We start from the raw sequence: 22,985 nt of genomic DNA on the forward strand, positions 1-22,985 counted from the left end.
CCTTCAGGAGCCCCCCATGAACCTCGAACACCTCACCGAACGCCTGCATCGCATCCGCGATACCAACAATTGGAAACAATTCCACAGCCCGAAAAACCTGGCCATGGCCGCCAGTGTGGAAATGGCCGAATTGGTCGAAATCTTCCAATGGCTCACCGAAGACCAGTCGCGCCAGTTGCCCGCCGACACACTCGCCCACGCCGGCCAGGAAGTCGGCGATATCGTGCTGTACCTGCTGTTGCTGTGCAGCGAGTTGGGCCTGGACATGAACGAGGTGGTGCGCGCCAAGCTGGCCGACAGCGAACGGCGGTTTGCCCATGAGTGATCGTCACTTCGACCAACTGGCCACGCGTTTTGCCGAGAAAATCTACGGCGGCGCCAAGGGCGCGATTCGCCTGGCAGTGTTGCAGGCCGACCTCACCGAAGCCTTGCCGCAGCGGCCACTGCGTGTGCTGGATATTGGCGCGGGCCTGGGGCATATGTCGCTGTGGCTGGCCGAGCGCGGGCATCAGGTGACCCTGGCCGAACCCGCCGAGCCGATGCTTAGCGGTGCGCGCCAACGCTTCGCCGAGGCCGGGCAGACCGCGACCTTTATCCACGCGCCCTGGCAAGACCTGCTCGGCCAACTCACCGAGCCCTACGATGTGGTGCTGTGTCACGCCGTCCTCGAATGGCTGGCCGAACCCCACGCGATCCTGCCCGTGTTGCACCAGTTGACGGTGCCCGGCGGCTGGCTGTCGCTGGCGTTCTACAACCGCGATGCGCTGATTTACCGCAACCTGCTCAAAGGCCACTTCCGCAAAATGCGCAAGAACGACATGGCCGGCGAAAAGCAAAGCCTGACCCCGCAACAGCCGCTCGATCCGCGAGAGCTGGCGGCGCAACTCGATGGGCTATGGCAGGTCGAAAGCCAGAGCGGCGTGCGGGTGTTCCACGACTATATGCCGGTGGAGTTCCAGGCTCGCGTGGATTTGAAGGAGGTGTTGGAGATGGAGCTCGCTCATCGTCGTCACCCAAGTTTTGCCGGGCTTGGGCGTTATTTGCACTGGATCTGCCGTCCGGTTTAAGCGGCCCAGTCAGTGGAGGTCGAAATGCGTCGTTTCGGGTTAATCCTGTTGTCCCTTGGGCTGGGCGCCTGCTCCAGCCCCAATCCTTACGTGGCCGCCTCGGCGCCGATGCCGCCGGCGCCGGCCCAGGCGGCCCAGACCTTTGATGCCAGCGCGTACCCCGCGCCGGTACGTGACTACGGTGCCTATCGCATTTGGGCCTGGCGCAACGGCCAGTTGCCGGCGGGCACGGCCTGGGCGGACTCGGCGCAGATTGCCGAAGCGGTCAGCGGCGCCCTCGACCAGCGTGGCTTGCGCCCCCTGCACGACAACCGCGCGCCCGACCTGCTGGTGAGCGCCGACGTGCATCTGGAGAAGCGCCTCAAGCAGGTCCAGGATGACTACGGCTATGGGTACGGTGGCTACAATCGTTATGGCAATGGCTACGGCATGTACAACTCGGCGCCGATCGTGCGTACCTATGAAGTTCAGGTCGTGGTGGTGCGGGTCAATCTGTTCGATGCACGCAGCGGTCAGCCGGTGTGGAGTGCCAGTGCCGAAACCGGCAGCCAGGGCAGCCTCAGTGAGCGGGCGGATGCGTTGCGCCAGGCGGTGCAAAAGGCAATGACGGCGTATCCTCCCAGTTAACAGCTATTCTCATTTAATGCCCGGATCGCTCGTTGGAGAATCACCATGTTTCGACGTATCGCAACGCTCGCTTTTGTCGCGCTGTTGGGCGGTTGCCAGACCAGTCAGGTCAACCACGACTTCGATGCCAGCCGAGACTTCGGTGCCTACCGCAGTTGGGCGTGGAAAGACCCGGCTGTGCAATACCGTCCCGATGATCCGCGGATCAAGAGCGACCTCACCGAACAACGCATCCGCCAGGCTGTCGGCGAACAACTCGACCAACGCGGCCTGCGCCCCGCAGCGGCGGGCACCAGGGCGGACCTGACTGCGCAGGTCTACCTGATCGTCGAAGACCGCCAGCAACAAGTCAGCACCAACTACGGCGGCGCCTGGGGCGTGCCGTGGAATGGCTACTGGGGCGGGCCGATGTACTACGAAACGCGCAACATCAGCTACAAGGTGGCGACCCTCCAGATCGACCTGCTCGACGGCAAGGACGGCAAACTCGTCTGGCGCGGTAGCGACGAGCAGATCATGGCCAACTCGCCGGACCCACAGGATCGTAGCAACGCCATCCGTAAGACGGTCAGCCGAATCCTTACCAGCTACCCACCGCACTGAAACTGCGTTGCCCCGAGAGAGAGCCCCGGCCGGTTTCAGCCAATCGGCCGCCATCTACCCACCATGTGTTCAATATCCCCCGAGCCTTTTAACCACAACTCGCCACTGGAACCGGCGCCGCTGGCGTGCAGGGCGACCTCGCTGGGCAGGCGTACCGGTTTCTTGAACTCGACCTCTATGTCGATATTCGCCACGGGCAGGTGCTCACCGAGGGCGGCGAGGGTCCGCGCCTTGTTCCACAGGCCGTGGGCGATGGCTTGGGGGAAACCGAATAATTTGGCGGTCAGGGCGCTTAAATGGATCGGGTTGTAATCGCCGGACACCCAGGCGTAGCGACGGCCGATATCGGCGGGGGCTTTCCAGCGGGTCAGTTCGCTGACCTGGGTCGGCGTGGGCAAGGCGTCGTCCGCCGCCGCGCCGTCGAGCTTCACGCCACGGCAGAGCAGGCGGCTCTGCGCTTCCCACAGCAGGCCGAGGGCATCTTCGACGGTGGTCACCACCTCAAACGTCGCGCCCTTGGCATGGGGCTGGAGGTTTTCTGCGTGTACGGCGATGGTCAGGTCACTCACCGCACCCAAGGGCCGGTGAACACGGATGCGATTGCTTAGGTGGACCAGCCCCAACAGCGGGAACGGAAACGATGGGGCCGTCAGCAGTTGCAACTGCAGACCGAATGCCAGGAGGTGTGGATAAGTTGCCGGCAGCATCGGGCTGTCGGCAAAGCCGCACACCTTGCGATACGCCGCCACATGCTGGGGGTTGACGCTCACGCGGCAGCGAAACCCCTGCTCGGGCAAGTGGCTGCCGGTGATCTTGCGCTTGAGCACCGCGTGCCAGTACAACGGCGCAAGCATTGGCGGGCTATCCAGAGTTTTCCATTCCATGCTTACGCTCCCAGCACACTTTGCCCACACACCCGCAGCGCTTGGCCGCTGACCGCGCCGGAGCCCGGCTGACCGAGCCAGGCCACCGCTTCGGCGACATCCTGCGGCAAGCCGCCCTGGCCCAGCGAGCTCATGCGGCGCCCGGCCTCTCGCAGGGCGAACGGGATATGCGCAGTCATCTGGGTTTCGATAAAACCGGGGGCCACGGCGTTGATGCTGATCCCCCGCGCCTTCAATAGCGGGGCCCAGGCCTGGGCCAGCCCGATCAGCCCGGCCTTGCTCGCGGCATAGTTGGTTTGCCCGCGGTTGCCGGCAATCCCGCTGATGGAGGCCAGCAGCACCACGCGCGCGTTGTCGTGCAGGGTGCCGCTGTCGAGCAGGGCCTTGGTCAGCACTTGCGGCGCGTTGAGGTTGACCGCCAACACGGCGTCCCAGTATTCCGGGGTCATGTTGGCCAGGGTTTTGTCGCGGGTGATGCCGGCGTTATGGACCAGGATGTCGAGGCCATCCGGCAGCTGTTCGATCAACTGGGAGGCGGCGTCTTCGGCGCAGATATCCAGCACGACGGCGCGCCCTCCCAGGCGCGCGGTCAGGGCTTCGAGGTCGGCCTTGGCTTGGGGCACATCCAGCAGAATGACCTCGGCGCCGTCACGGGCGAGGGTTTCGGCGATGGCGGCGCCAATGCCCCGCGCCGCGCCGGTGACCAGCGCTTTGCGCCCGGCAAGTGGGCGCGTCCAGTCTTCGACGGGGGTGGTGCAGGCTTCCAGACGAATCACCTGACCCGAGATATAGGCACTTTTGGGCGACAGGAAAAACCGCAGCGCCCCTTCCAACTGGTCCTCGGCCCCTTGGCCGACCGACAGCAATTGCAACACGCCACCGTTGCGCAGTTCCTTGGCCAGGGAGCGACTGAACCCTTCGAGGGCACGCTGGGCGCTGGCGGCGAACGGGTCGCTGAGACTTTCCGGGGCGCGGCCGAGGATCACCAGGTGCGCGCTGTGATCGAGATTTTTCAGCAGTGGCTGAAAGAACTCACGCAGTTGCTTGAGTTGGTCGGTGTGTTGCACGTCGCTGGCGTCGAACACCAGCGCCTTGAGTTTGGGACCGTGCCCGGGAATCCAGGCCGGTGCTTCCAGTGCCCCGGTGCCGTAGCTATAAATGGCCTCGGTGAGTTTAGGGGCGAACGCCAGCACCTTGGCCGCCAGCGCGCCGCCGCCGAGCAGCAGTGCGCCGTCGACCGGGCGCAGGCGCCCGGCTTGCCAGCGCTCCAGGCGTACCGGTGACGGCAGGCCAATGGCGGCGACCAGGCGATGGCCGAGGCTTGAGTTGGCGAAGTCGATATAACGGTCAGACATGGAACGCTCTCCGAAGGCTGGGGTTCAAAGGGTTGACCACCCCGGGGCGGCAGTCGTTCGATTGAGCCTAGGCTAGTCTGAGGGACTTACCCCACAACCGACAGGGAGCTTTCCATGACTCAATTGCGCCGTGTAGCGATCATTGGCGGTAATCGCATTCCTTTCGCCCGCTCCAATGGCCCGTATGCCACAGCGAGCAACCAGGCGATGCTGACTGCCACCCTGGAGGGCCTGATCGAGCGCTACAACCTGCACGGCCTGCGCCTGGGCGAGGTGGCTGCCGGTGCGGTGCTCAAGCACTCGCGCGACTTCAACCTGACCCGCGAATGCGTGCTGGGCTCGCGCCTGTCGCCGCAAACCCCGGCCTATGACATTCAGCAGGCTTGCGGCACCGGGCTGGAAGCGGCGTTGCTGGTGGCCAACAAGATTGCCCTGGGTCAGATCGAATGCGGGATTGCCGGTGGGGTGGACACCACGTCCGACGCACCGATCGGGGTGAATGAAGGGCTGCGCAAGATTTTGTTGCAGGCCAATCGCAGCCGGTCTATGCCGGACAAACTAAAAGTCTTGTTACAACTTCGTCCGCATCACCTCAAGCCGGAACTGCCGCGCAATGGCGAACCGCGCACCGGTTTATCCATGGGCCAGCACTGTGAACTGATGGCGCAGACCTGGCAGATCCCCCGCACCGAGCAGGACCAGTTGGCCCTGGAAAGTCACCAGAAAATGGCCGCGTCCTACACCGAAGGCTGGCACAACGATTTGCTCACCCCGTTTCTGGGTCTCACCCGTGACAACAACCTGCGCCCCGACCTGACCCTGGAAAAACTCGCCGGCCTCAAGCCCGCCTTCGAGCTCAGCGCCAAAGGCACGCTCACCGCCGGCAACTCCACGCCGCTGACGGACGGTGCTTCCCTGGTGTTACTCGGCAGCGAAGCCTGGGCCAGGGAGCGCGGCTTGCCGATCCTGGCTTACTTGCGCGACGGCGAAGCGGCGGCGGTGGATTTCGTCAACGGTGCCGAAGGCCTGTTGATGGCGCCGGTGTACGCCGTGCCGCGTTTGCTGGCGAGGAATGGCCTGACACTGCAGGACTTTGATTACTACGAGATCCACGAAGCATTCGCTGCCCAAGTATTGTGCACGCTCAAGGCCTGGGAAGATGCGGACTACTGCAAGACCCACCTGGGGCTCGACGCGCCGCTGGGTTCGATTGACCGCAGCCGCCTCAACGTCAAGGGCAGTTCCCTGGCCGCCGGGCATCCGTTTGCCGCGACGGGCGGGCGTATCATCGCCAACCTGGCCAAGCTGTTGGACGTCGCGGGCAAGGGGCGCGGGCTGATTTCGATCTGTGCCGCCGGAGGGCAGGGCATGACGGCGATCATTGAGCGTTGAATTGCGTGGAAAATTGGCATATTGGATGCATTCTTCGGTGGTCAAAGCTCGCTAGCCCCTCCCCGAGGCGAGCCGATTGCCGTATAACGAGTGCCATACGCGTGTTTGGTAATAAAGGACCCACAATAAAAGCTGATGAAGACTCCTAAACGCATTGAACCCCTGATCGAAGACGGTCTGGTCGACGAAGTGCTGCGCCCACTTATGAGTGGTAAAGAAGCAGCTGTTTATGTGGTGCGCTGCGGCAATGAATTGCGTTGCGCCAAGGTTTACAAGGAGGCGAACAAACGAAGTTTTCGTCAAGCGTCCGAATACCAGGAAGGCCGTAAGGTCCGTAACAGCCGGCAGGCCCGGGCCATGGCCAAGGGCTCCAAATTCGGCAAGAAAGAAACCGAAGATGCCTGGCAGAACGCCGAAGTCGCGGCGTTGTTCCGCCTGGCCGGTGCGGGCGTTCGCGTGCCCCAGCCGTATGACTTCCTGGAAGGCGTGCTGTTGATGGAACTGGTGGCCGACGAGTACGGCGATGCGGCGCCGCGTCTGAACGACGTGACGCTGGAACCGGACCAGGCGCGCGAGTACCACGCATTCCTGATTTCCCAGATCGTGCTGATGCTGTGTACCGGCCTGGTGCACGGTGACCTGTCCGAGTTCAACGTACTGCTCACGCCGACGGGCCCGGTGATCATCGACCTGCCCCAGGCGGTGGATGCGGCGGGCAACAACCACGCGTTCAGCATGCTGGAGCGGGATGTGGGCAACATGGCTTCCTACTTCGGGCGTTTTGCCCCGGAGTTGAAGACCACCAAGTACGCCAAGGAAATGTGGGCGCTGTACGAAGCCGGCACCTTGCACCCTGGCAGCATCTTGACCGGCGAGTTCGACGAACCGGAAGAACTGGCGGATGTCGGTGGCGTGATCCGCGAGATCGAAGCGGCGCGACTGGATGACGAACGGCGCCAGGCGATCCGCGCGGCGGATGATGCCCCCGCGAGCAAAACAGCGGAAGAACCGCCGCCGCCTTGGATGCAGTGATCTTCAATCTGTTGGAGATCTAAAAAGTGTAGAAGTGATCTTCAAACAATTGGAGATCTAAAAAGTGTGGAAGTGATCTTCAGGCAATTGGAGATCTAAAAAGTGTAGAAGTGATCTTCAGGCAATTGGAGATCTAAAAAGTGTAGAAGTGATCTTCAGGCAATTGGAGATCTAAAAAGTGTGGAAGTGATCTCCAGGCAATTGGAGATCTAAATGTGGGAGGGGGCTTGCCCCCGATGGCGCCGTGTCAGTCGATACTTATATTGACTGGTCCACCGCTATCGGGAGCAAGCCCCCTCCCACATTGGTTTTGTGTACACCCTTTACGCCTTCAGGCGCAGCAACCACCCGACGCCAATTCCTTGAGAATCGGACAATCCGGCCGATGATCGCCGTGGCAGTGTGCCACCAGGTCCTGCAACGTATCGCGCAACTGCCCCAGTTCGCGAATCTTCTGATTCAGCTCTTCAATATGCTGGCGCGCCAAGGCCTTCACATCGGCGCTGGCCCGCTGTCGGTCCTGCCACAAGGTCAGCAACTTGCCGACCTCTTCCAGGGAAAACCCCAGGTCCCGCGAACGCTTGATAAACGCCAGGGTGTGCAAGTCGTCGGGGCCGTACACGCGGTAGCCGCTGTCGGTACGGTGGGCGGCTTTCAACAGCCCGATGGATTCGTAATAGCGGATCATCTTGGCGCTCAAACCGCTTGAACGCGCCGCCTGGCCGATGTTCATGCTCATGGATGTGGGTCCTCCAGATCCTTGGGTTTCCAGGTTTTCAACAACAGCGCATTGCTCACCACGCTGACGCTCGACAGCGCCATCGCCGCGCCGGCCAACACCGGATTGAGCAGGCCGAACGCCGCCAGGGGAATGCCGATCAAGTTATACACAAAGGCCCAGAACAGGTTCTGGCGGATCTTCGCGTAGGTCTTGCGGCTGATCTCCAGCGCCGCCGGCACCAGGCGTGGATCACCGCGCATCAGGGTGATGCCGGCGGCGTGCATGGCCACGTCGGTGCCGCCGCCCATGGCGATGCCGATATCGGCAGCGGCCAGGGCCGGGGCGTCGTTGATGCCGTCGCCGACCATCGCCACTACGCCGGTTTTTTTCAGTTCGGCGACGGTGGCGGCTTTATCGGCCGGGAGCACTTCGGCGTGGACATCGTCGATGCCCAGCGCCTCGGCGACGACCCGCGCACTGCCGCGATTATCGCCGGTGAGCAAATGGCTGCTGATGTGCCGCGCCTTGAGTTGGGCCACGGCTTCCAGCGCGCCGGGCTTGAGCGTGTCGCCGAAGGCGAACAACCCGAGTACACGCGGTTGCGCGCCTTGCTCGATCAGCCAGGACAAGGTGCGGCCCTCGGCTTCCCAAGCCTTGGCCGAAGCGTTCAGTGCGCCCGCGTCCAGCCCGTTGTCTTCCAGCAGACGGCGGTTGCCCAGGGCCAGTGGCCGACCGTCGAGGGTGCCGGCAATGCCGCGTCCGGTCAGGGACTGGCTGGCGCTCACATCGGCGACGTTCAGCCCTTGTTCGCGGCAGGCATCCAGCACCGCCTTGGCCAGTGGGTGTTCGCTGCCGCGTTGCAAGGCGCCGGCCTGTTGCAGCAGCAGCGGCTCGTTGCCGTCGACTGCCGCTAAGTGGGCGATCTTCGGCGTGCCAGAGGTGAGCGTGCCGGTTTTGTCGAAGACCACCGCGCTGACGGCGTGGGCGCGCTCCAGCGCATCCGCATCCTTGATCAGAATGCCGTGGCGTGCGGCAACGCCGGTGCCGGCCATGATCGCGGTCGGTGTGGCCAGGCCCAGGGCGCAGGGGCAGGCGATCACCAGCACGGCGACCGCATTGATGATCGCGATCTCCAGCGAGGCGCCGTACAGCCACCAGCCCAGCAGCGTGAGCAAGGCCAGCACGAGCACCGTCGGCACGAAGACCTGGCTGACTTTGTCCACCAGTTTCTGGATCGGTGCCTTGGCCGCCTGGGCGTCTTCCACCAGGCGGATGATGCGTGCCAGCACGCTTTCCGCGCCGAGGGCCACGGTGCGCACCAGCAAGCGCCCTTCGCCGTTGATGGCGCCGCCGGTGACTTTGTCGCCCGGTTGTTTCGGCACCGGCAGGCTTTCGCCGCTGATCAGCGCTTCATCGGCATGGCTTTGGCCGTCCACCACTTCGCCGTCCACCGGGAAGCGCTCGCCGGGTTTGACCAGCACGTGGTCACCGAGTTTGAGCGCGCTGATGGCGACGTCTTCTTCGCGGCCGTCAACCACCCGAATCGCGCGCTCCGGGCGTAAGGCTTCCAGGGCCCGGATCGCGCTGGCGGTCTGGCGTTTGGCGCGGCTTTCCAGGTATTTGCCGAGCAGCACCAGCGCGATCACCACCGCCGAGGCTTCGAAATACAGGTGCGGCATGCTGCCGACGGGCGCGGTGAGCCATTCATACAGGCTCAGGCCGTAACCGGCGCTGGTGCCGATCGCGACCAGCAGGTCCATATTGCCGGCGCCGGCGCGCACGGCTTTCCATGCGGCGATGTAAAAGCGCGCACCGAAGATGAACTGCACCGGCGTGGCCAGGGCGAACTGTACCCAGGCCGGCAGCATCCAGTGCAGGCCGAAGGGCTGTGCCAGCATCGGCAGCACCAGCGGCAATGCGAGCACAATCGCCAGCAGCAGCGCCCAGCGCTCGTGGTGCAGGCGCTCGGCTTGATCGGCCTCGGTCTTGGTTTCGCTTTGGGGCAGGGACGCGCTGTAGCCGGCCTTGTCGACGGCGGCGATCAACACGGCGGGGTCCATCTGGCCGAGCACCTCGATATGGGCGCGCTCGTTGGCCAGGTTCACGCTGACACGTTGCACCCCCGGCACCTTGCCCAGCGCGCGCTCGACACGCCCGGCGCAGCTGGCGCAGGTCATGCCGCCGATGGGCAGGTCAAACGTGGTGGTTCCATTCATGGGGCAGTCCTCCTGAAGAAGTTGCCCCTAGGATCAACCTTGACCTGTGGGGAAGGTCAAGCGTCTTTAATATCCCAATGTCGCAGGCTTGAGGTACATGCCTTCCGGGCCTTGGGCGATGCGCAATTTGCGCACATCACCGGCTTTCAGCGTGATGTTCTGCGCGGCTGGCGCCAGCAGGCCCGGTAGGCAACCCGGCGCTTGGCCCGGCAGCAGCTTCAGGCGCAGCGACACATTGCCGGCCGGCAGGTTGAACGAGGTGGACTGTTCCTGGAACAGGCGCCCGGCCAACTGGTCCTGGATGTACAGGCCGATCTCGCAGTTGGTCGGTACTTCCAGGCGTTCGCGAGAAATGATCAACACCGCATAATCTTCGGCGGCGCTGGCCATGGGCGCAGCGGCAGACAAACTCATCAGGCCGACAAGGGCAAAAAACGACCAGCGCATGGCGCGTGCTCCGTGGTTCATATCAAAGATGGGTGAAGCTTGGCCGACTGCGTCACCGAATACCAGCCCGGCGGCTATTTTTGCCGCTTGACCTTGCCATCGTGGCAAGGTCGAGACTGCGTCCACCCTCATTCAAGGAGTCATGTCATGCAAGTATTCGATGTTAAAGGAATGACCTGTGGCCATTGCGTCCGGGCGGTGACCCAGGCGGTGCAGAATCAGGACCCGGCAGCCGAAGTGAAAGTGGACCTGGCGGCAAAGCAAGTCAGCGTGCAGAGCCAGTTGAGCCGCGACGTGATCGCCGGCTTGATCCGCGAAGAAGGCTACATCGTCGCCTGATTTAATAGTTAGCGAGCTATCGTAATGTTCAACGCACCCAAGCGCGGCTAGACTGTCGGGCTGCCGACACACTTGGGTGCCTGATGAACCTGCGCATACTCCTGATTTTGGGCGCCTTGAGCGCCTTCGCGCCGCTGGCGATCGATTTTTACCTGCCGGGCTTTCCGGCGATGGCCACGGCGTTTGCCACCGATGAAAAACATATCCAGCTGACCCTAGCGGTGTATTTCGGCGGGCTGGCCATCGGTCAATTGATCTACGGTCCGCTGGCGGATCGCTTTGGTCGCCGTGTGCCGCTGCTCAGCGGGGTCACGTTGTTTACGCTGGCCTCCTTCGCCTGCGCCTATGCGCCGTCCCTGGAATGGCTGATCGGCGCACGCTTCGTGCAGGCCCTCGGCGGTTGCGCGGGCATGGTGATTTCCCGCGCGGTGGTCAGTGACAAGTGTGATGTGGTGACCTCGGCCAAGGTGTATTCGCAACTGATGCTGGTGACCGGCCTGGCGCCGATCCTCGCGCCATTGGCGGGCGGGTTGATGGTCGGTGTGTGGGGCTGGCAGTCGATCTTCCTGGCCCTGACGGTGTTCAGCGTGATGGCCGCGATCGCGGTGGCGGTCGGCCTGCCGGAAACCTTTCCGGCCCATCAGCCACGGCAACCGTTGTCCGGGTCGCTGCGCCGCTATATCGACCTGTTGTCGGACCGGGTCTACCTCGGTTACGCCCTGACCGGGGGCATTTCGATTGCCGGGATGTTTGCCTACATCGCCGGTTCGCCGTTCGTGTTCATCAAACTCTATGGCGTGCCCGCCGAGCATTACGGCTGGGTATTCGGCTCCAACGCCGCCGGCTTTATCCTCATGGCCCAAGTCAATGCGCGCATGCTCGCCAAGCGCGGGCCGGCGTTCTTGCTGTCGCGCACGGTGTGGCTCTACATGCTGGCGGCGTTGGCGCTGCTCGGCGTTGCGGCCTTGCGCACCGATGCGTTGTGGCCGTTGCTGGTGCCGCTGTTTATCTGCATCGCCAGCCTGGGCTGCATTTTGCCCAACACCTCGGCTTGCGCCATGAGCGGGCAGGGCGCACGGGCCGGTAGCGCCTCGGCAATGCTCGGCTGCATTCAGTTCGGCGTGGCGGCGGGAGCGGCTTCGTTGGTGGGCGTGTTGCACGACGGCACGGCGATGCCGATGGCCATGGTCATCAGCTTGTGCGGGTTGTTGGCGGTGACGATTGCGATGTCGACCCAGCGCCTGCAACGGGCACGAGCCCTACAGGCGCAGGTCTGAAAAAGTGTCGGTCAGCCAGCGGCGGAGCGTTGCTGGCCGAGTGGGAACCGGTGGGGCGCCTGGATGCGCGCTTGCAGCGTCTCGGCGAAGGCGCGGGCCTCGGCCTCACTGCGGAAGGTGATGGCGTCGCCGTCGAGACGGACCTGCCATTTGTTGCCCGGGGATTTTGCTAACGCTTTTATCAGGATCTTCATTGCTGACTTCCTCACGTAAAAAAATCGTGGCAAAGGCCGCCAATATAAACCCGAATACGCTCACAAATATGACAAAGGTCAATTCTCTGACTAGTGGCCACGTCCATCACTCACACGAATGACGGACGACACTGACAGACCTTTTTCAGAACCCTTCCAGCACGATCTTGCCCTTGGCCTTGCCGCTTTCCAGCAGCTTATGGGCGCGGCGCAGGTTCTCGGCGTTGATCACCCCGAAGTGTTCGCCCAGCGTGGTTTTCAGGGTGCCGGCATCGATCAGTTCGGCCACGCGATTGAGCAGGTTGTGTTGCTCGATCATGTCCGGCGTCTCGAACATCGAACGGGTGTACATGAACTCCCAGTGCAGCGACAGGCTCTTGCGCTTGAGTTTGCTCACGTCCAGGGCCTTGGGATCGTCGATCAGCGCCAGCTTGCCCTGGGGCTGCAGGGCTTCGACCAGTTGATCCAAATGCTGGTCGGTCTGGGTCAGGCTGGCGACGTGGGTCACGTGGGCCACACCGGCGTGTTTCAGGGCTTCGCTCAGCGGCTGGCGATGGTCGATCACCAGGTCGGCGCCAAGGGCCTTGGCCCAGGCCTGGGTCTCCGGGCGCGATGCGGTGCCGATGACCTTCAATGCGGTGAGCCGGCTGGCCAGTTGGGTCAGGATCGAACCCACGCCGCCGGCGGCGCCGACGATCAGCAGGCTCTGGCCTTCATCCGCTTGACCCTCGCGCACTTGCAGGCGTTCGAACAACAGTTCCCAGGCGGTGATGGCGGTCAGCGGCAAGGCGGCCGCTTCGGCAAAACCCAGGCTCTTGGGCATATGGCCGACGATGCGCTCGTCCACGGTGTGCCGTTCGCTATTGCCGCCGGGACGTACCAGGGAGCCGGCGTAGAACACCTTGTCACCGGCCTTGAACAGCGTCACTTCACTGCCGACGGCCTTGACCACACCGGCCACGTCCCAGCCGAGCACCTTGGCGGCGCCGTTTTCCGGGGCGACGTTCTGACGGACCTTGGTGTCCACCGGGTTGACCGAGATGGCTTTGACTTCCACCAGCAGGTCGCGCGGGCCGGCGATCGGTTCCGGCAACTCGATGTCTTGCAGGGATTTCGGATCGTTGATCGGCAGTGAGGCGTAGTAGGCAATGGCTTTCATGGGGGCTCCGGAAAAAGGGCGGTGATCAGGCAAGAAACTTCAGGCGCTTGAGTTCGAAGTGCGCGAGCACGTCGGCGGCCTTGGTGCGGAAACTCTGGATGTGTGCGCTCTGGTCGTGGTCGGCCAGGGCGGCGTCGTCGCGCCAGCGTTCGAGCATGTAGAACGTCTCGGGATGTTGCAGGTCCTGGTGCAGGTCGTACTGCTCGCAACCGGCTTCCTGGCGGGTCGGTTCCAGCAGGCCGCGCAGCAGGGGCTCGAGGATGTCTTGTTGGCCAGGTTTGGCGACCAGCGTGGCGATGACGTTAAAGGCAGAGGACATATTCAACTCCTGAGGCGGGATATATGGGATGGGCAGATGATTGGCTATTTCCCGTGCAGATAAAAGCGGCTAAAACAGCAGGCTGTTTCAACAATATATTGATAATGGGTGGGATTGGATGCTGCGCTTTGATGATTTGCAGTTGTTCGTACGCGCGGCGGACCTGGGTAGTTTGTCGGCCGCAGCGCGGGTCATGGACCTGTCGCCGGCGGTGGCCAGCGCGGCGTTGAAGCGCATCGAACAGCAACTCGGCACGCGCTTGCTGGCGCGCTCTACCCGCAGCCTGCGCCTCACCGCTGAAGGTGAAGGCTTTCTCGAATATGCCCGCGCTGCGCTAAGTTCTCTGGATGAGGGGCGACGCTTATTGGCCAGTGCCCAGGACCGTGTCAGCGGCGTGTTGCAACTGTCGGCGCCCTCGGATTTTGGCCGCAACCAGCTGTTGCCCTGGCTTGACGAGTTCCAGCGTGAATACCCGCAACTGACCGTGCGCCTGTTGCTGGGTGACCGCATTGCCGACCTGTTCCGCCAGCCGGTGGATATCGCCCTGCGCTATGGCGAACCGGAAGATTCCAGCCTGGTCGCGCTGCCTGTCGCGCCGGATAACGTGCGCGTGCTGTGCGCGGCGCCCAGCTATCTCGCACGCCACGGCGAACCGCGGCATCTGGAGCAACTCGCGCAGCACAATTGCCTGCTGTATATGCTCGGCAGTCGCGTGCATGACCACTGGACGTTTCATGACGGCAAACGCGAAGTCAGCCTGACTGTCGGCGGCGACCGCTTCAGTGACGATGCTGACGTTGTACGTCGATGGGCGGTGGCAGGCGTGGGAATCGCCTACAAGTCCTGGTTGGATGTGAGCAGCGATGTCCTCGCCGGGCGCTTACGCGTGATTCTGCCTGAGCTGCGCGGCGAGCGTACGCCGCTCAACCTGTTATGCGCCCATCGTGCGCAGTTGAGTAAGCCCATCAATCTGCTGCGGGAAATGCTCGTGTCCCGCTGTGCGACATTGACCGCGCAATGGTCGGAACAATTCACCAGTGGGTAATAGCCTCCACGAAAGCAGGAAATTTCACTCAGATCCTGTCCCTATCCGCGCTGTCAGACGCCGGGGAACTGGCTGCTCGCGCACCTATACTTTGGCGCCAACCACAGCAGACAAATGATCTAACAAGGAGTGAACCGATGGAACAGGCACCTTGCATCAGTCAGATTGCCAGCTTGCTCGCCGAGCCAAAACGCACCGCTATGCTCTGGGCCTTGATGGACGGCTCGGCCAAGTCTTCGCACGAACTGGCGACGCTCGTCGGGCTGTCGCCGGCCTCGGCGAATGCGCATCTGGCGCGGCTTACCGGGGGTGGTTTGCTGCGCGTCGAGGCCCGTCGCGGCAAGCGCCTGTTTCGTGTGGCGGCGGCTGATGTCAGCACCGCGATCGATGCGTTGGCCAGCACCACCATGGCCAGTGCCGCGCGCAGCACACCGCAGGCTTCACCGATGACGCTAGCGGCCCCGGCGCTGCTGCGTCATGCGCGGTTATGCCATGGCCACCTGGGTGGCGAGCTGGCGGCGCAGCTGTATCAGCGGATGATCGCGGCTGGTTGGATCGAGCGCTGCGAGCACCGCACCCAAGTCACGGTCAAAGGCGCGCAGCACCTGGCCGGCCTGGGCATCTTTACCCAGGCGCTGGCGTTACCGCTGGTGTGCGACTGTTTCGATTGGAGCCAGCAACAACCGCATCTGGGCGGCGCGCTGGGGGCCGGGCTGTTGCAACTGTTTTTGCAGTCGAACTGGATCAGTGCGATCAACGAGTCCCGCGCCTTGCTGGTCAGTGACGTCGGGCTCGCGGAAATCACGCGGTTGGCCGGGCCCGACGCGCTCTGATGCCGGATGGCGTCGTTCAGAGTTGCGATCAGGTCGCCCCCAGCAATAACCCGGAAAAACGATGCCCCACACTCCCAATAGGGATTTTTCACACGGGGGATGGGGCATGGGTACGCACGGCTATAGCGCAGCAGAACGGCTGGAACGGTTACCCATCAGCGGTTACCACCGAGTCATTTTTATCATCATCGCCCTGGCGTTTTTCTTCGACTCCATGGATCTGGCAATGATGACCTTCCTGCTCGGCTCGATCAAAACCGAGTTCGGCCTGAGCACTGCCCAGGCGGGCTTGCTGGCCAGTTCGAGTTTTTTCGGCATGGTGGTGGGCGCGTCGTTGTCCGGGATGCTCGCGGATCGCTTCGGGCGCAAGCCGGTGTTCCAGTGGAGCATCGTGTTGTGGGGGATCGCCAGCTACTTATGTTCCACGGCGCAGACGGTGGAGACGCTGACGCTGTTTCGCATCCTGCTCGGGATTGGCATGGGCATGGAGTTTCCCATCGCGCAGTCGATGCTCTCGGAGCTGATTCCGGCCAAGAAGCGCGGGCGCTATATCGCGTTGATGGATGGTTTCTGGCCGTTGGGTTTTGTGGCCGCGGGGGGGCTGTCGTACTTTTTGCTGCCGGTGATTGGCTGGCGCGACATCTTCCTGGTGCTGGCGGTGCCGGCGGTGTTTGTGTTGGCGATCCGGTTTTTTATCCCGGAGTCGCCGCGCTGGCTGGAGCAGGCCGGGCGACATGCGGCAGCAGATAGGGTGTTGCTGGGGATCGAGCAGAAAGTGCGGGACTCCCTGGGCCGCGCCGACTTGCCGGAGCCCATTCGCCTGCCACGGGTGGAGAGTGTGCCGGGGAACTTCTTCTCGGCGTTCCAGCAGTTATGGTCGGCGCAGTATCGCCAGCGCACGATGATGATCTGGAGTGTGTGGTTCTTCGCCTTGCTCGGGTTCTACGGGCTGACATCGTGGTTGAGTGCGTTGTTGCAGCAGTCGGGGTTTGCGGTGACCCAGTCGGTGTATTACACGGTGATCATTTCCCTGGGCGGGATTCCCGGCTTCCTGATGGCGGCCTGGCTGGTGGAGCGTTGGGGGCGCAAGCCGGTGTGCGTCGTGACGTTGCTCGGTGGTGGGGTGATGGCGTTTCTGTATGGGCAAAGCGCAGTGTTCGGCGGCAATGTTGGCCTGCTGATCACGTCGGGGCTGTTGATGCAGTTCTTTCTGTTTGGCATGTGGGCGGTGCTGTACACCTACACGCCGGAGTTGTACCCCACCTCGGCGCGGGCGACGGGGTCCGGGTTTGCATCGGCGATCGGGCGGGTCGGGTCGTTGCTCGGGCCGCTGGTGACCGGGCTGGTGTTCCCGATCACCGGGCAGGGTGGGGTGTTTGCCCTCGGCGCGCTGTGTTTTGCTGTGGCGGCGTTGGTGGTGTGGGTGTTTGGGATGGAGACGAAGGGGAAGACGCTGGAAGAGTTGAGCGAAATTTAACCGGTAATACACAACACATGTGGGAGCGGGCCTGCTCCCACATGGTTGGTCGGTGTTTATTCGGTTATGGCTTCACCAGCCGCGCATCCAGGCTGTTTTGCGCCAGGCGTTTGGCCTGGTCCTGGGTCATGCCCAGGGCGGTGTACAGCGCATAGAAGTTCTCGGTGACATAACCGCCGAAGTACGCCGGATCGTCCGAGTTCACTGTCACCTTTACCCCACGCTTGAGCATGTCGAGGATGTTGTGCTGGGCCATGTCGTCGAACACGCGCAACTTGGTGTTGGACAGCGGGCACACGGTCAGCGGGATCTGTTCGTCGATGATCCGTTGCATCAGGCGCTCGTCTTCGATGGCGCGCACGCCATGGTCGATACGCTGGATTTTCAACAGGTCGATGGCTTCCCAGATGTACTCGGGCGGGCCTTCTTCGCCGGCGTGGGCCACGGTGAGGAAGCCTTCGTGGCGGGCACGGTCGAACACGCGCTGGAACTTGCTCGGCGGGTGGCCCATTTCCGAACTGTCCAGGCCCACGGCCACAAACGCGTCACGGAACGGCAGCGCCTGGTCGAGGGTTTTCTCGGCTTCGGCTTCGCTCAAGTGGCGCAGGAAGCTGAGGATCAAACCGCTGGTGATGCCCAGTTGCTGCTCGCCATCTTTGAGCGCGGCGGCGATGCCGTTGAGCACCACTTCGAACGGCACGCCACGGTCGGTGTGGGTTTGCGGGTCGAAGAAAGGCTCGGTGTGGATCACGTTCTGCGCTTTGCAACGCAGCAGGTAGGCCCAGGTCAGGTCGTAGAAGTCCTGGGAGGTGCGCAGCACATCGGCGCCCTGGTAATACAGGTCGAGAAACTCTTGCAGGTTGTTGAAGGCGTAGGCCTTGCGCAGGGTGTCGACGTCGTTCCAGGGCAGCGCAATTTTGTTGCGCTCGGCCAGGGCGAACAGCAGCTCAGGCTCCAGCGAGCCTTCCAGGTGCAGGTGCAGTTCAGCCTTGGGCAGGGCGTTGAGCCAATCGTACATGTCTAAAATCTCATCAGGTGCAATGGCGGCATTCTACAGGCGATGACTGAAATAATCGGCAAAACCTGACCATGAGGAGAGTATTGGTTCTATTCGCGCAAGGGCGCCGCGAACTAAAATGTAACGAAACGTTAGCGGTGTGGTGCAGTCTGTACCCCATCCACGACTGATTTGCCGCACAAAAGGCCCGCAATGCTCACACTCCTCAAGCAAGAAAAATTCATGCTGCTGGCGCTGATTGCCGCCATCGCCGCATACCCGCTGGAGCACTGGATGCTCCATAACGGGCAAATGGTCGCGCTGCTGGCCGGCATGGCGCTGATCGGCTTTATCGTGGTCGCCTCGATGCGCGTCGCCCACCATGCCGAGCAACTCGCGGAAAAGGTTGGCGACCCCTACGGCACCATGATCCTGACCCTGGCCGCCGTGCTGGTGGAAGTGGTGATCCTGGCGATCATGATGAGTCACGAACCGTCACCGACGCTGGTGCGCGACACCATCTACTCGGCGGTCATGCTCGATATCAACGGCATCCTCGGCCTGGCCGCGCTGATGGGCGGCATCAAGCATGGTGAACAGTCCTACAATGATGATTCGGCGCGGACCTACAGCGTAATGATCCTCACCGCCATGGGCGTGTCGATGGTGGTGCCGGAATTCATCCCCGAAGCGGACTGGAAGATTTACTCGGCCTTCACCATCGGCGCGATGGTGGTGCTCTACACCCTGTTCCTACGCATGCAGGTGGGCCCGCACAGTTATTTCTTCAGCTACAGCTACCCGGATAAACGTCGCAAGACGTTGCCGGAAGAACAGGCGCCGCCGGTGAACCTGGCACTTTCCATCGGTACGCTGGTGTTCGGGGTGATTGTGATTGGGGCGCTGGCGGAGGTGATGTCCAAGACCCTCGACCTGGGCCTGGAAGGCACGGGCGCACCGCCGGTGGTGACGGCGATTGTGGTCGCGGCCATCTCGGCGGCGCCGGAGATTCTGACCGCTTTGCGCGCCGCCCTGGCCAACCGCATGCAGTCGGTGGTGAATATCGCACTGGGCGCATCGTTGTCGACGGTGATCCTGACCGTACCGGTGATGGAAGCGATGGCGCTCTACACCGGCCAGCCGTTCCAGATGGCAATGAGCCCGGTGCAAAGCGTGATGGTGTTGATCACGCTGATCGTCAGTGCGATCAACCTCAACGATGGCGAAACCAACGCCATCGAAGGGATGACCCACTTTGTGCTGTTTGCGACCTTTATCATGTTGTCGCTGTTGGGGGTGTAGGCGTGAGCTTGCTCGCGAATAATCTGAGAGCGCCGTGTGAACCAGAACGCCCGCGTTATTGTTGACGTTTTTCGCGAGCGAGCTCGCTCCTACAAGGGATTGATCAGGTTACGGGCGGCCTGGCTGTGATCGGCAATCAAGCCTTTGAGGTCGAGGCCCTCGACCTGGCCGTCGATCACCCGCCACTTCCCGCCGATCATCACCCGGTCGGCCCGGTCGGCGCCGCACAACAGCAGCGCCGAAATCGGATCGTGACTGCCGGAGAAGCGCAGTTCGTCCAGTTTGAACAGCGCCAGATCGGCCTGCTTTCCTACGGCTAACTCACCGATATCCGAACGGCCAAGCAACTGCGCCGAACCTTTGGTCGCCCAGCCCAGCACGCCTTGCGGGGTGATTTTTTCCGCGCCATAACGCAGGCGCTGGATGTACAGGGCCTGACGGGCTTCGAGGATCATGTTCGACGCATCGTTGGACGCCGAGCCGTCCACGCCCAGGCCGATCGGGGCCCCGGCGGCGAGCAGGTCCAGGGTCGGGCAGATGCCGGAGGCCAGGCGCATGTTCGAGCTTGGGCAATGGCAGATGCCGGTGCCGGCGGCGCCCAGGCGGGCGATTTCATCCGGGTTGAAGTGAATGCCATGGGCCAGCCAGGTGCGCGGGCCGAGCCAGCCGACGCTGTCGAGGTAGTCCACTGTGCGCAGGCCAAAGCGTTGTAGGCAGAAGTCTTCCTCGTCGAGGGTTTCCGCCAGGTGCGTGTGTAGGCGAACGTCGAGGCTCTCGGCCAGTTCGGCGCTGGCTTGCATGATTTGCGGGGTGACGGAAAACGGCGAGCAGGGCGCCAGGGCGATCTGGATTTGCGCGCCGTCGCCGCGTTCGTGGTACTGGCGGATCAGGCGTTGGCTATCGTCCAGAATCACCGCGCCCTGTTGCACGGTTTGTTGCGGCGGCAAGCCGCCGTCGGCTTCGCCCAGGCTCATGGACCCGCGAGTGAGCATGGCGCGCATGCCCAGTTCGCGCACCGCGTCGACTTGCACGTCGATGGCATGTTCCAGGCCGTCCGGGAACAGGTAGTGGTGGTCTGCCGCCGTGGTGCAGCCCGAGAGCAGCAATTCCGCCAGCGCGACTTTGCTGGCCAGGGCGAGTTTTTCCGGGGTCAGCCGCGCCCACACCGGGTACAGGGTTTTCAACCAGGGGAACAACGGTTGATTGACCACCGGCGCCCAGGCGCGAGTCAGGGTCTGGTAGAAGTGATGATGGGTGTTGATCAGGCCCGGCAGGACCACATGTTCGCGGGCGTCGAACACCTGTGTACAGGGCAGTGCAGGCGCTTGCCCGATGCCCAGCAGTTCGCTGATCACACCGTCTTGCAGCACCAGGCCACCACGGGCATCGAGGCCATTGGCAGTGAAAATCGCGAGGGGGTTTTTTAACCAGATACGGGTCGCAGGCATGGGCCGGCTCCTCTGAATGATGGGTTCAGGTTTGCCAGCTCAGTGTTGCCCTGTCTGCTGATCCAGGGTCGCCGGTGAGGGCGAGGTGGCTAGATTACGTGTAGTTCCAGATCCGGTCTACCGGTAGGAACGCGCTGCTCTCGAGAAGCGTGTTCCCACCTTTGATGGCGGCTTACCAGGGAATGGTATGGCCCCGGTAGTCCACAAAGTGGTGGCCGCCTTTGCCGGTGTAGGCATTCACCTGATCGAGCAGGCCGCGCACGCTGGTCTCGACATCGATGAGCGCGTTTTCGCCGCCCATGTCGGTCTTGACCCAACCTGGATGCAGCGACAGCACGGTCATTTTTTGCTCGCCGAGCTGGGTGATAAAGCTGTTGGTCATCGAGTTGAGGGCCGCTTTGCTCGCCTTATAGAGCGCCAGGTCGGAGCCGTCGGGGATGGTCACGCTACCCAGGACTGAACTCATGAACGCCAGCACGCCGGAGTCCTTGCGGATCTGCCCGACAAAGCGCTGGGCCAGGTTGATCGGCGCTACGGCGTTGGTGAAGAACAACTGGCCGACCTCTGCCAGAGTGGCGTGGCCTGGTTCCTGGTTCGCCGGGCCCTTGACGCCGGCGTTGACGAACAGCAGGTCGAGCGTGCGGTCTTTGAGGCGCTGGCTGAGGGCGATCACGGCTTGCTGATCGTCCATGTCGAGTTTCTCGATCTGTACCGGGCCCACGGCTTTCAGGGCGTCGGCCTTGTTCGGGTCACGCACGGTGGCGGTCACGTCCCAGCCGTCCTTGAGCAATTGCTTGACCAGGCCAAGGCCCAGCCCGCGTGAGGCGCCGATGATCAGTGCGGTTTTTGGCGTAGACATGAAGAGCTTCCTTTAGCGTCGCGGTTCAGGGAGTTCAGCGAACAACAGTAGCAGTTTCAACGTTGCAGCAGGATACGCCCCCGGCTCAGGTCGGCAAGTTGGTTTTGCAGGGTGTCGATGTGTGCTTCGCCCAGGGCCAGTTGCAGCTCCACGCCGTTGGCGGTGAAGTGTTCCTCCACCACCAGCCCGCCGAGTTCGGCGACGCGCAACTTGACCAGGTTCAGCTCGGAAAACCCGCAGGCACAGCTCAACGGCACGCGGCTGATCAGCTCAATGCGCTCGGCGGTTTGCAGGCATTTATTCGCGCCGCCGCCATACGCCCGCGCCAGCCCGCCCGTGCCCAGTTGGATGCCGCCGTACCAGCGAATCACCAGCACCACCACCTGATCGAAGCCCTGGGCCTCGATGGCGGCGAGGATCGGTCGCCCGGCGGTGCCGCCAGGTTCGCCGTCGTCGTTGCTGCGGTACTGGTCGGCGAGCTTCCAGGCCCAGCAGTTGTGCGTGGCGTTCAGGTCACTGTGCTGCTCGATGAACGCCTGGGCTTCTTGCGCACTGGTGATCGGTGCGGCGAGGGTGATAAAGCGGCTTTTGCGTATTTCTTCGCGAAACTCGCAAAAGCCGATGAGGGTGAAAGGCATAAGAGGCGTCGTCTAGAGGGCAGGCTTGATGCCACAGCCTTTGAGAATGATGTGGATCAGGTTGGTGCCGGCGTCTTCCATATCTTGCTTGGTCAGCTTGGTGCGCCCGGTGACGCGGCAGATCTGGGTGGCGAAGTCGGCATAGTGCTGGGTGCTGCCCCACAGCAGGAAGATCAGGTGGACGGGGTCGACGGGGTCCATCTTGCCGGCGTCGATCCAGGCCTGGAACACCGCCGCCCGGCCACTGAACCAGGCGCGGTAGTCCTGCCCGAAGTATTCGGTGAGGCATTCGCCGCCGCTGATGATCTCCATGGCGAAGATCCGCGAGGCCTGGGGCTGTCGTCGGGAAAATTCCATTTTGGTGCGGATGTAGCGGGTGAGGGCCACGGCCGGGTCGTCCTCGGCGGTCAGCGCGTTGAAGGTGCTGTCCCACAGTTCGAGGATATTGCTGAGCACCGCGATGTACAGGCCCAGCTTGTTGGTGAAGTAGTAATGCAGGTTGGCCTTGGGCAGCCCGGCGCTGGCAGCAATGGTGTTCATGCTGGTGCCCTTGTAGCCGTGACGTGCGAACTCGTCTTCAGCCGCTTGAAGAATCGCTTGCTCGTTCTTTTGCCGAATACGGCTGGCGGGCTTCCCGGCGTGGGTGCTGTGGGCAGGAACTTCGAGGCTCATGGAGGTTTCCGTGCTGATCGATAGAGACGACGTATGCACAGATAACCCACCCTCAAGCCTCAGACAAGTCCTGAAGCAATAA

General features: G+C 62.7%; 25 protein-coding genes. 12 read left to right on the top strand and 13 right to left on the bottom strand.

The genetic code is table 11. The annotated features are described in order from the left end of the window. The first annotated feature begins 16 nt into the window (after positions 1-16). The 4 genes from J2Y83_RS02535 to J2Y83_RS02550 are packed head-to-tail and all read left to right on the top strand — an operon-like array spanning position 17 to position 2,297. Positions 17-325 (top strand): MazG-like family protein, encoded by a 309-nt coding sequence (locus tag J2Y83_RS02535; RefSeq protein WP_038843772.1) that lies wholly within the window; start codon positions 17-19, stop codon positions 323-325. After that, positions 318-1,067: a methyltransferase gene (locus tag J2Y83_RS02540; RefSeq protein WP_253393210.1), complete on the top strand. Its 750-nt coding sequence runs from the start codon at positions 318-320 to the stop codon at positions 1,065-1,067. The genes J2Y83_RS02535 and J2Y83_RS02540 overlap by 8 nt, the downstream gene beginning before the upstream one ends. Before the next feature lie 24 nt (positions 1,068-1,091). Continuing rightward, positions 1,092-1,694, top strand: coding sequence for a DUF4136 domain-containing protein (locus J2Y83_RS02545; protein ID WP_253393211.1), 603 nt, complete (start codon positions 1,092-1,094; stop codon positions 1,692-1,694). A gap of 45 nt (positions 1,695-1,739) precedes the next feature. Then, positions 1,740-2,297 carry a DUF4136 domain-containing protein gene (locus J2Y83_RS02550; protein ID WP_253393212.1) on the top strand — a complete coding sequence of 186 codons (558 nt, stop codon included), beginning with the start codon at positions 1,740-1,742 and terminating at the stop codon, positions 2,295-2,297. A gap of 35 nt (positions 2,298-2,332) precedes the next feature. Here J2Y83_RS02550 and J2Y83_RS02555 read toward each other — a convergent pair whose 3' ends face one another. Further along, positions 2,333-3,181, bottom strand: a complete 849-nt coding sequence (locus J2Y83_RS02555; RefSeq protein ID WP_253393213.1) for a MaoC family dehydratase — start codon at positions 3,179-3,181, stop codon at positions 2,333-2,335. Positions 3,182-3,183: 2 nt separating this feature from the next. Then, the gene (locus J2Y83_RS02560) at positions 3,184-4,536 is read right to left on the bottom strand and encodes a 3-oxoacyl-ACP reductase (protein WP_253393214.1); all 1,353 of its coding nucleotides are present in this window, start codon (positions 4,534-4,536) and stop codon (positions 3,184-3,186) included. A 114-nt stretch (positions 4,537-4,650) separates the two neighbouring features. Between J2Y83_RS02560 and J2Y83_RS02565 the strand changes: the two genes are divergently transcribed. Both J2Y83_RS02565 and J2Y83_RS02570 read left to right on the top strand, forming a co-directional pair. Next, positions 4,651-5,928, top strand: coding sequence for an acetyl-CoA C-acetyltransferase (locus J2Y83_RS02565; RefSeq protein ID WP_253393215.1), 1,278 nt, complete (start codon positions 4,651-4,653; stop codon positions 5,926-5,928). Positions 5,929-6,063: 135 nt separating this feature from the next. After that, complete coding sequence (locus tag J2Y83_RS02570) at positions 6,064-6,960, top strand: PA4780 family RIO1-like protein kinase (protein ID WP_247404467.1); 897 nt, start codon at positions 6,064-6,066, stop codon at positions 6,958-6,960. A 331-nt stretch (positions 6,961-7,291) separates the two neighbouring features. On the opposite strand, the gene cueR is transcribed toward J2Y83_RS02570, so the two are convergent. The 3 genes from cueR to J2Y83_RS02585 all read right to left on the bottom strand — a co-directional run bounded on the left by cueR (position 7,292) and on the right by J2Y83_RS02585 (position 10,344). After that, positions 7,292-7,693, bottom strand: coding sequence for a Cu(I)-responsive transcriptional regulator (gene cueR / locus J2Y83_RS02575; protein WP_253400332.1), 402 nt, complete (start codon positions 7,691-7,693; stop codon positions 7,292-7,294). Positions 7,694-7,695: 2 nt separating this feature from the next. Next, complete coding sequence (locus tag J2Y83_RS02580) at positions 7,696-9,897, bottom strand: heavy metal translocating P-type ATPase (RefSeq protein WP_253393216.1); 2,202 nt, start codon at positions 9,895-9,897, stop codon at positions 7,696-7,698. Between the two features lie 66 nt (positions 9,898-9,963). Continuing rightward, complete coding sequence (locus J2Y83_RS02585; RefSeq protein ID WP_253393217.1) at positions 9,964-10,344, bottom strand: hypothetical protein; 381 nt, start codon at positions 10,342-10,344, stop codon at positions 9,964-9,966. A gap of 147 nt (positions 10,345-10,491) precedes the next feature. Between J2Y83_RS02585 and J2Y83_RS02590 the strand changes: the two genes are divergently transcribed. Both J2Y83_RS02590 and J2Y83_RS02595 read left to right on the top strand, forming a co-directional pair. Then, the gene (locus J2Y83_RS02590) at positions 10,492-10,683 is read left to right on the top strand and encodes a heavy-metal-associated domain-containing protein (RefSeq protein WP_253393218.1); all 192 of its coding nucleotides are present in this window, start codon (positions 10,492-10,494) and stop codon (positions 10,681-10,683) included. A gap of 83 nt (positions 10,684-10,766) precedes the next feature. After that, a complete protein-coding gene (locus J2Y83_RS02595) occupies positions 10,767-11,960 on the top strand; it encodes a multidrug effflux MFS transporter (RefSeq protein WP_253393219.1) in 1,194 nt (397 codons plus the stop codon). A gap of 11 nt (positions 11,961-11,971) precedes the next feature. Here the strand turns inward: J2Y83_RS02595 and J2Y83_RS02600 are convergent, their stop codons facing one another. From J2Y83_RS02600 to J2Y83_RS02610, 3 genes are all read right to left on the bottom strand, one after another. Then, the gene (locus J2Y83_RS02600) at positions 11,972-12,154 is read right to left on the bottom strand and encodes a hypothetical protein (protein WP_253393220.1); all 183 of its coding nucleotides are present in this window, start codon (positions 12,152-12,154) and stop codon (positions 11,972-11,974) included. 145 nt (positions 12,155-12,299) lie between these two features. Then, positions 12,300-13,313: a zinc-binding alcohol dehydrogenase family protein gene (locus J2Y83_RS02605; protein ID WP_253393221.1), complete on the bottom strand. Its 1,014-nt coding sequence runs from the start codon at positions 13,311-13,313 to the stop codon at positions 12,300-12,302. A gap of 25 nt (positions 13,314-13,338) precedes the next feature. Next, positions 13,339-13,632: a putative quinol monooxygenase gene (locus tag J2Y83_RS02610; protein WP_253393222.1), complete on the bottom strand. Its 294-nt coding sequence runs from the start codon at positions 13,630-13,632 to the stop codon at positions 13,339-13,341. 118 nt (positions 13,633-13,750) lie between these two features. Here J2Y83_RS02610 and J2Y83_RS02615 point away from each other — a divergent pair, with 118 nt between their 5' ends. From J2Y83_RS02615 to J2Y83_RS02625, 3 genes are all read left to right on the top strand, one after another. Continuing rightward, entirely contained in the window at positions 13,751-14,677 is a 927-nt protein-coding gene (locus tag J2Y83_RS02615) for a LysR family transcriptional regulator (RefSeq protein WP_247402553.1), read from the top strand. A gap of 137 nt (positions 14,678-14,814) precedes the next feature. After that, positions 14,815-15,510 carry an ArsR/SmtB family transcription factor gene (locus tag J2Y83_RS02620; RefSeq protein ID WP_253393223.1) on the top strand — a complete coding sequence of 232 codons (696 nt, stop codon included), beginning with the start codon at positions 14,815-14,817 and terminating at the stop codon, positions 15,508-15,510. A 106-nt stretch (positions 15,511-15,616) separates the two neighbouring features. Continuing rightward, entirely contained in the window at positions 15,617-16,987 is a 1,371-nt protein-coding gene (locus J2Y83_RS02625; protein ID WP_253393224.1) for an MFS transporter, read from the top strand. A 64-nt stretch (positions 16,988-17,051) separates the two neighbouring features. On the opposite strand, the gene J2Y83_RS02630 is transcribed toward J2Y83_RS02625, so the two are convergent. After that, positions 17,052-18,005 (bottom strand): adenosine deaminase, encoded by a 954-nt coding sequence (locus J2Y83_RS02630; protein WP_253393225.1) that lies wholly within the window; start codon positions 18,003-18,005, stop codon positions 17,052-17,054. A 192-nt stretch (positions 18,006-18,197) separates the two neighbouring features. Here J2Y83_RS02630 and J2Y83_RS02635 point away from each other — a divergent pair, with 192 nt between their 5' ends. Continuing rightward, positions 18,198-19,286, top strand: a complete 1,089-nt coding sequence (locus tag J2Y83_RS02635; protein WP_253393226.1) for a calcium:proton antiporter — start codon at positions 18,198-18,200, stop codon at positions 19,284-19,286. Between the two features lie 89 nt (positions 19,287-19,375). On the opposite strand, the gene J2Y83_RS02640 is transcribed toward J2Y83_RS02635, so the two are convergent. From J2Y83_RS02640 to J2Y83_RS02655, 4 genes are all read right to left on the bottom strand, one after another. Further along, complete coding sequence (locus J2Y83_RS02640) at positions 19,376-20,734, bottom strand: 8-oxoguanine deaminase (RefSeq protein WP_253393227.1); 1,359 nt, start codon at positions 20,732-20,734, stop codon at positions 19,376-19,378. Between the two features lie 172 nt (positions 20,735-20,906). Continuing rightward, complete coding sequence (locus tag J2Y83_RS02645) at positions 20,907-21,593, bottom strand: SDR family oxidoreductase (RefSeq protein WP_247402083.1); 687 nt, start codon at positions 21,591-21,593, stop codon at positions 20,907-20,909. A 56-nt stretch (positions 21,594-21,649) separates the two neighbouring features. Further along, positions 21,650-22,231 carry an IMPACT family protein gene (locus J2Y83_RS02650; RefSeq protein WP_253393228.1) on the bottom strand — a complete coding sequence of 194 codons (582 nt, stop codon included), beginning with the start codon at positions 22,229-22,231 and terminating at the stop codon, positions 21,650-21,652. 12 nt (positions 22,232-22,243) lie between these two features. Beyond that, positions 22,244-22,903: a TetR/AcrR family transcriptional regulator gene (locus J2Y83_RS02655; RefSeq protein WP_253393229.1), complete on the bottom strand. Its 660-nt coding sequence runs from the start codon at positions 22,901-22,903 to the stop codon at positions 22,244-22,246. Between the last annotated feature and the right edge of the window lie 82 nt (positions 22,904-22,985).

Origin of the sequence: Pseudomonas marginalis (assembly GCF_024169655.1) — a bacterium.
Taxonomy (GTDB): domain Bacteria; phylum Pseudomonadota; class Gammaproteobacteria; order Pseudomonadales; family Pseudomonadaceae; genus Aquipseudomonas; species Aquipseudomonas paraveronii.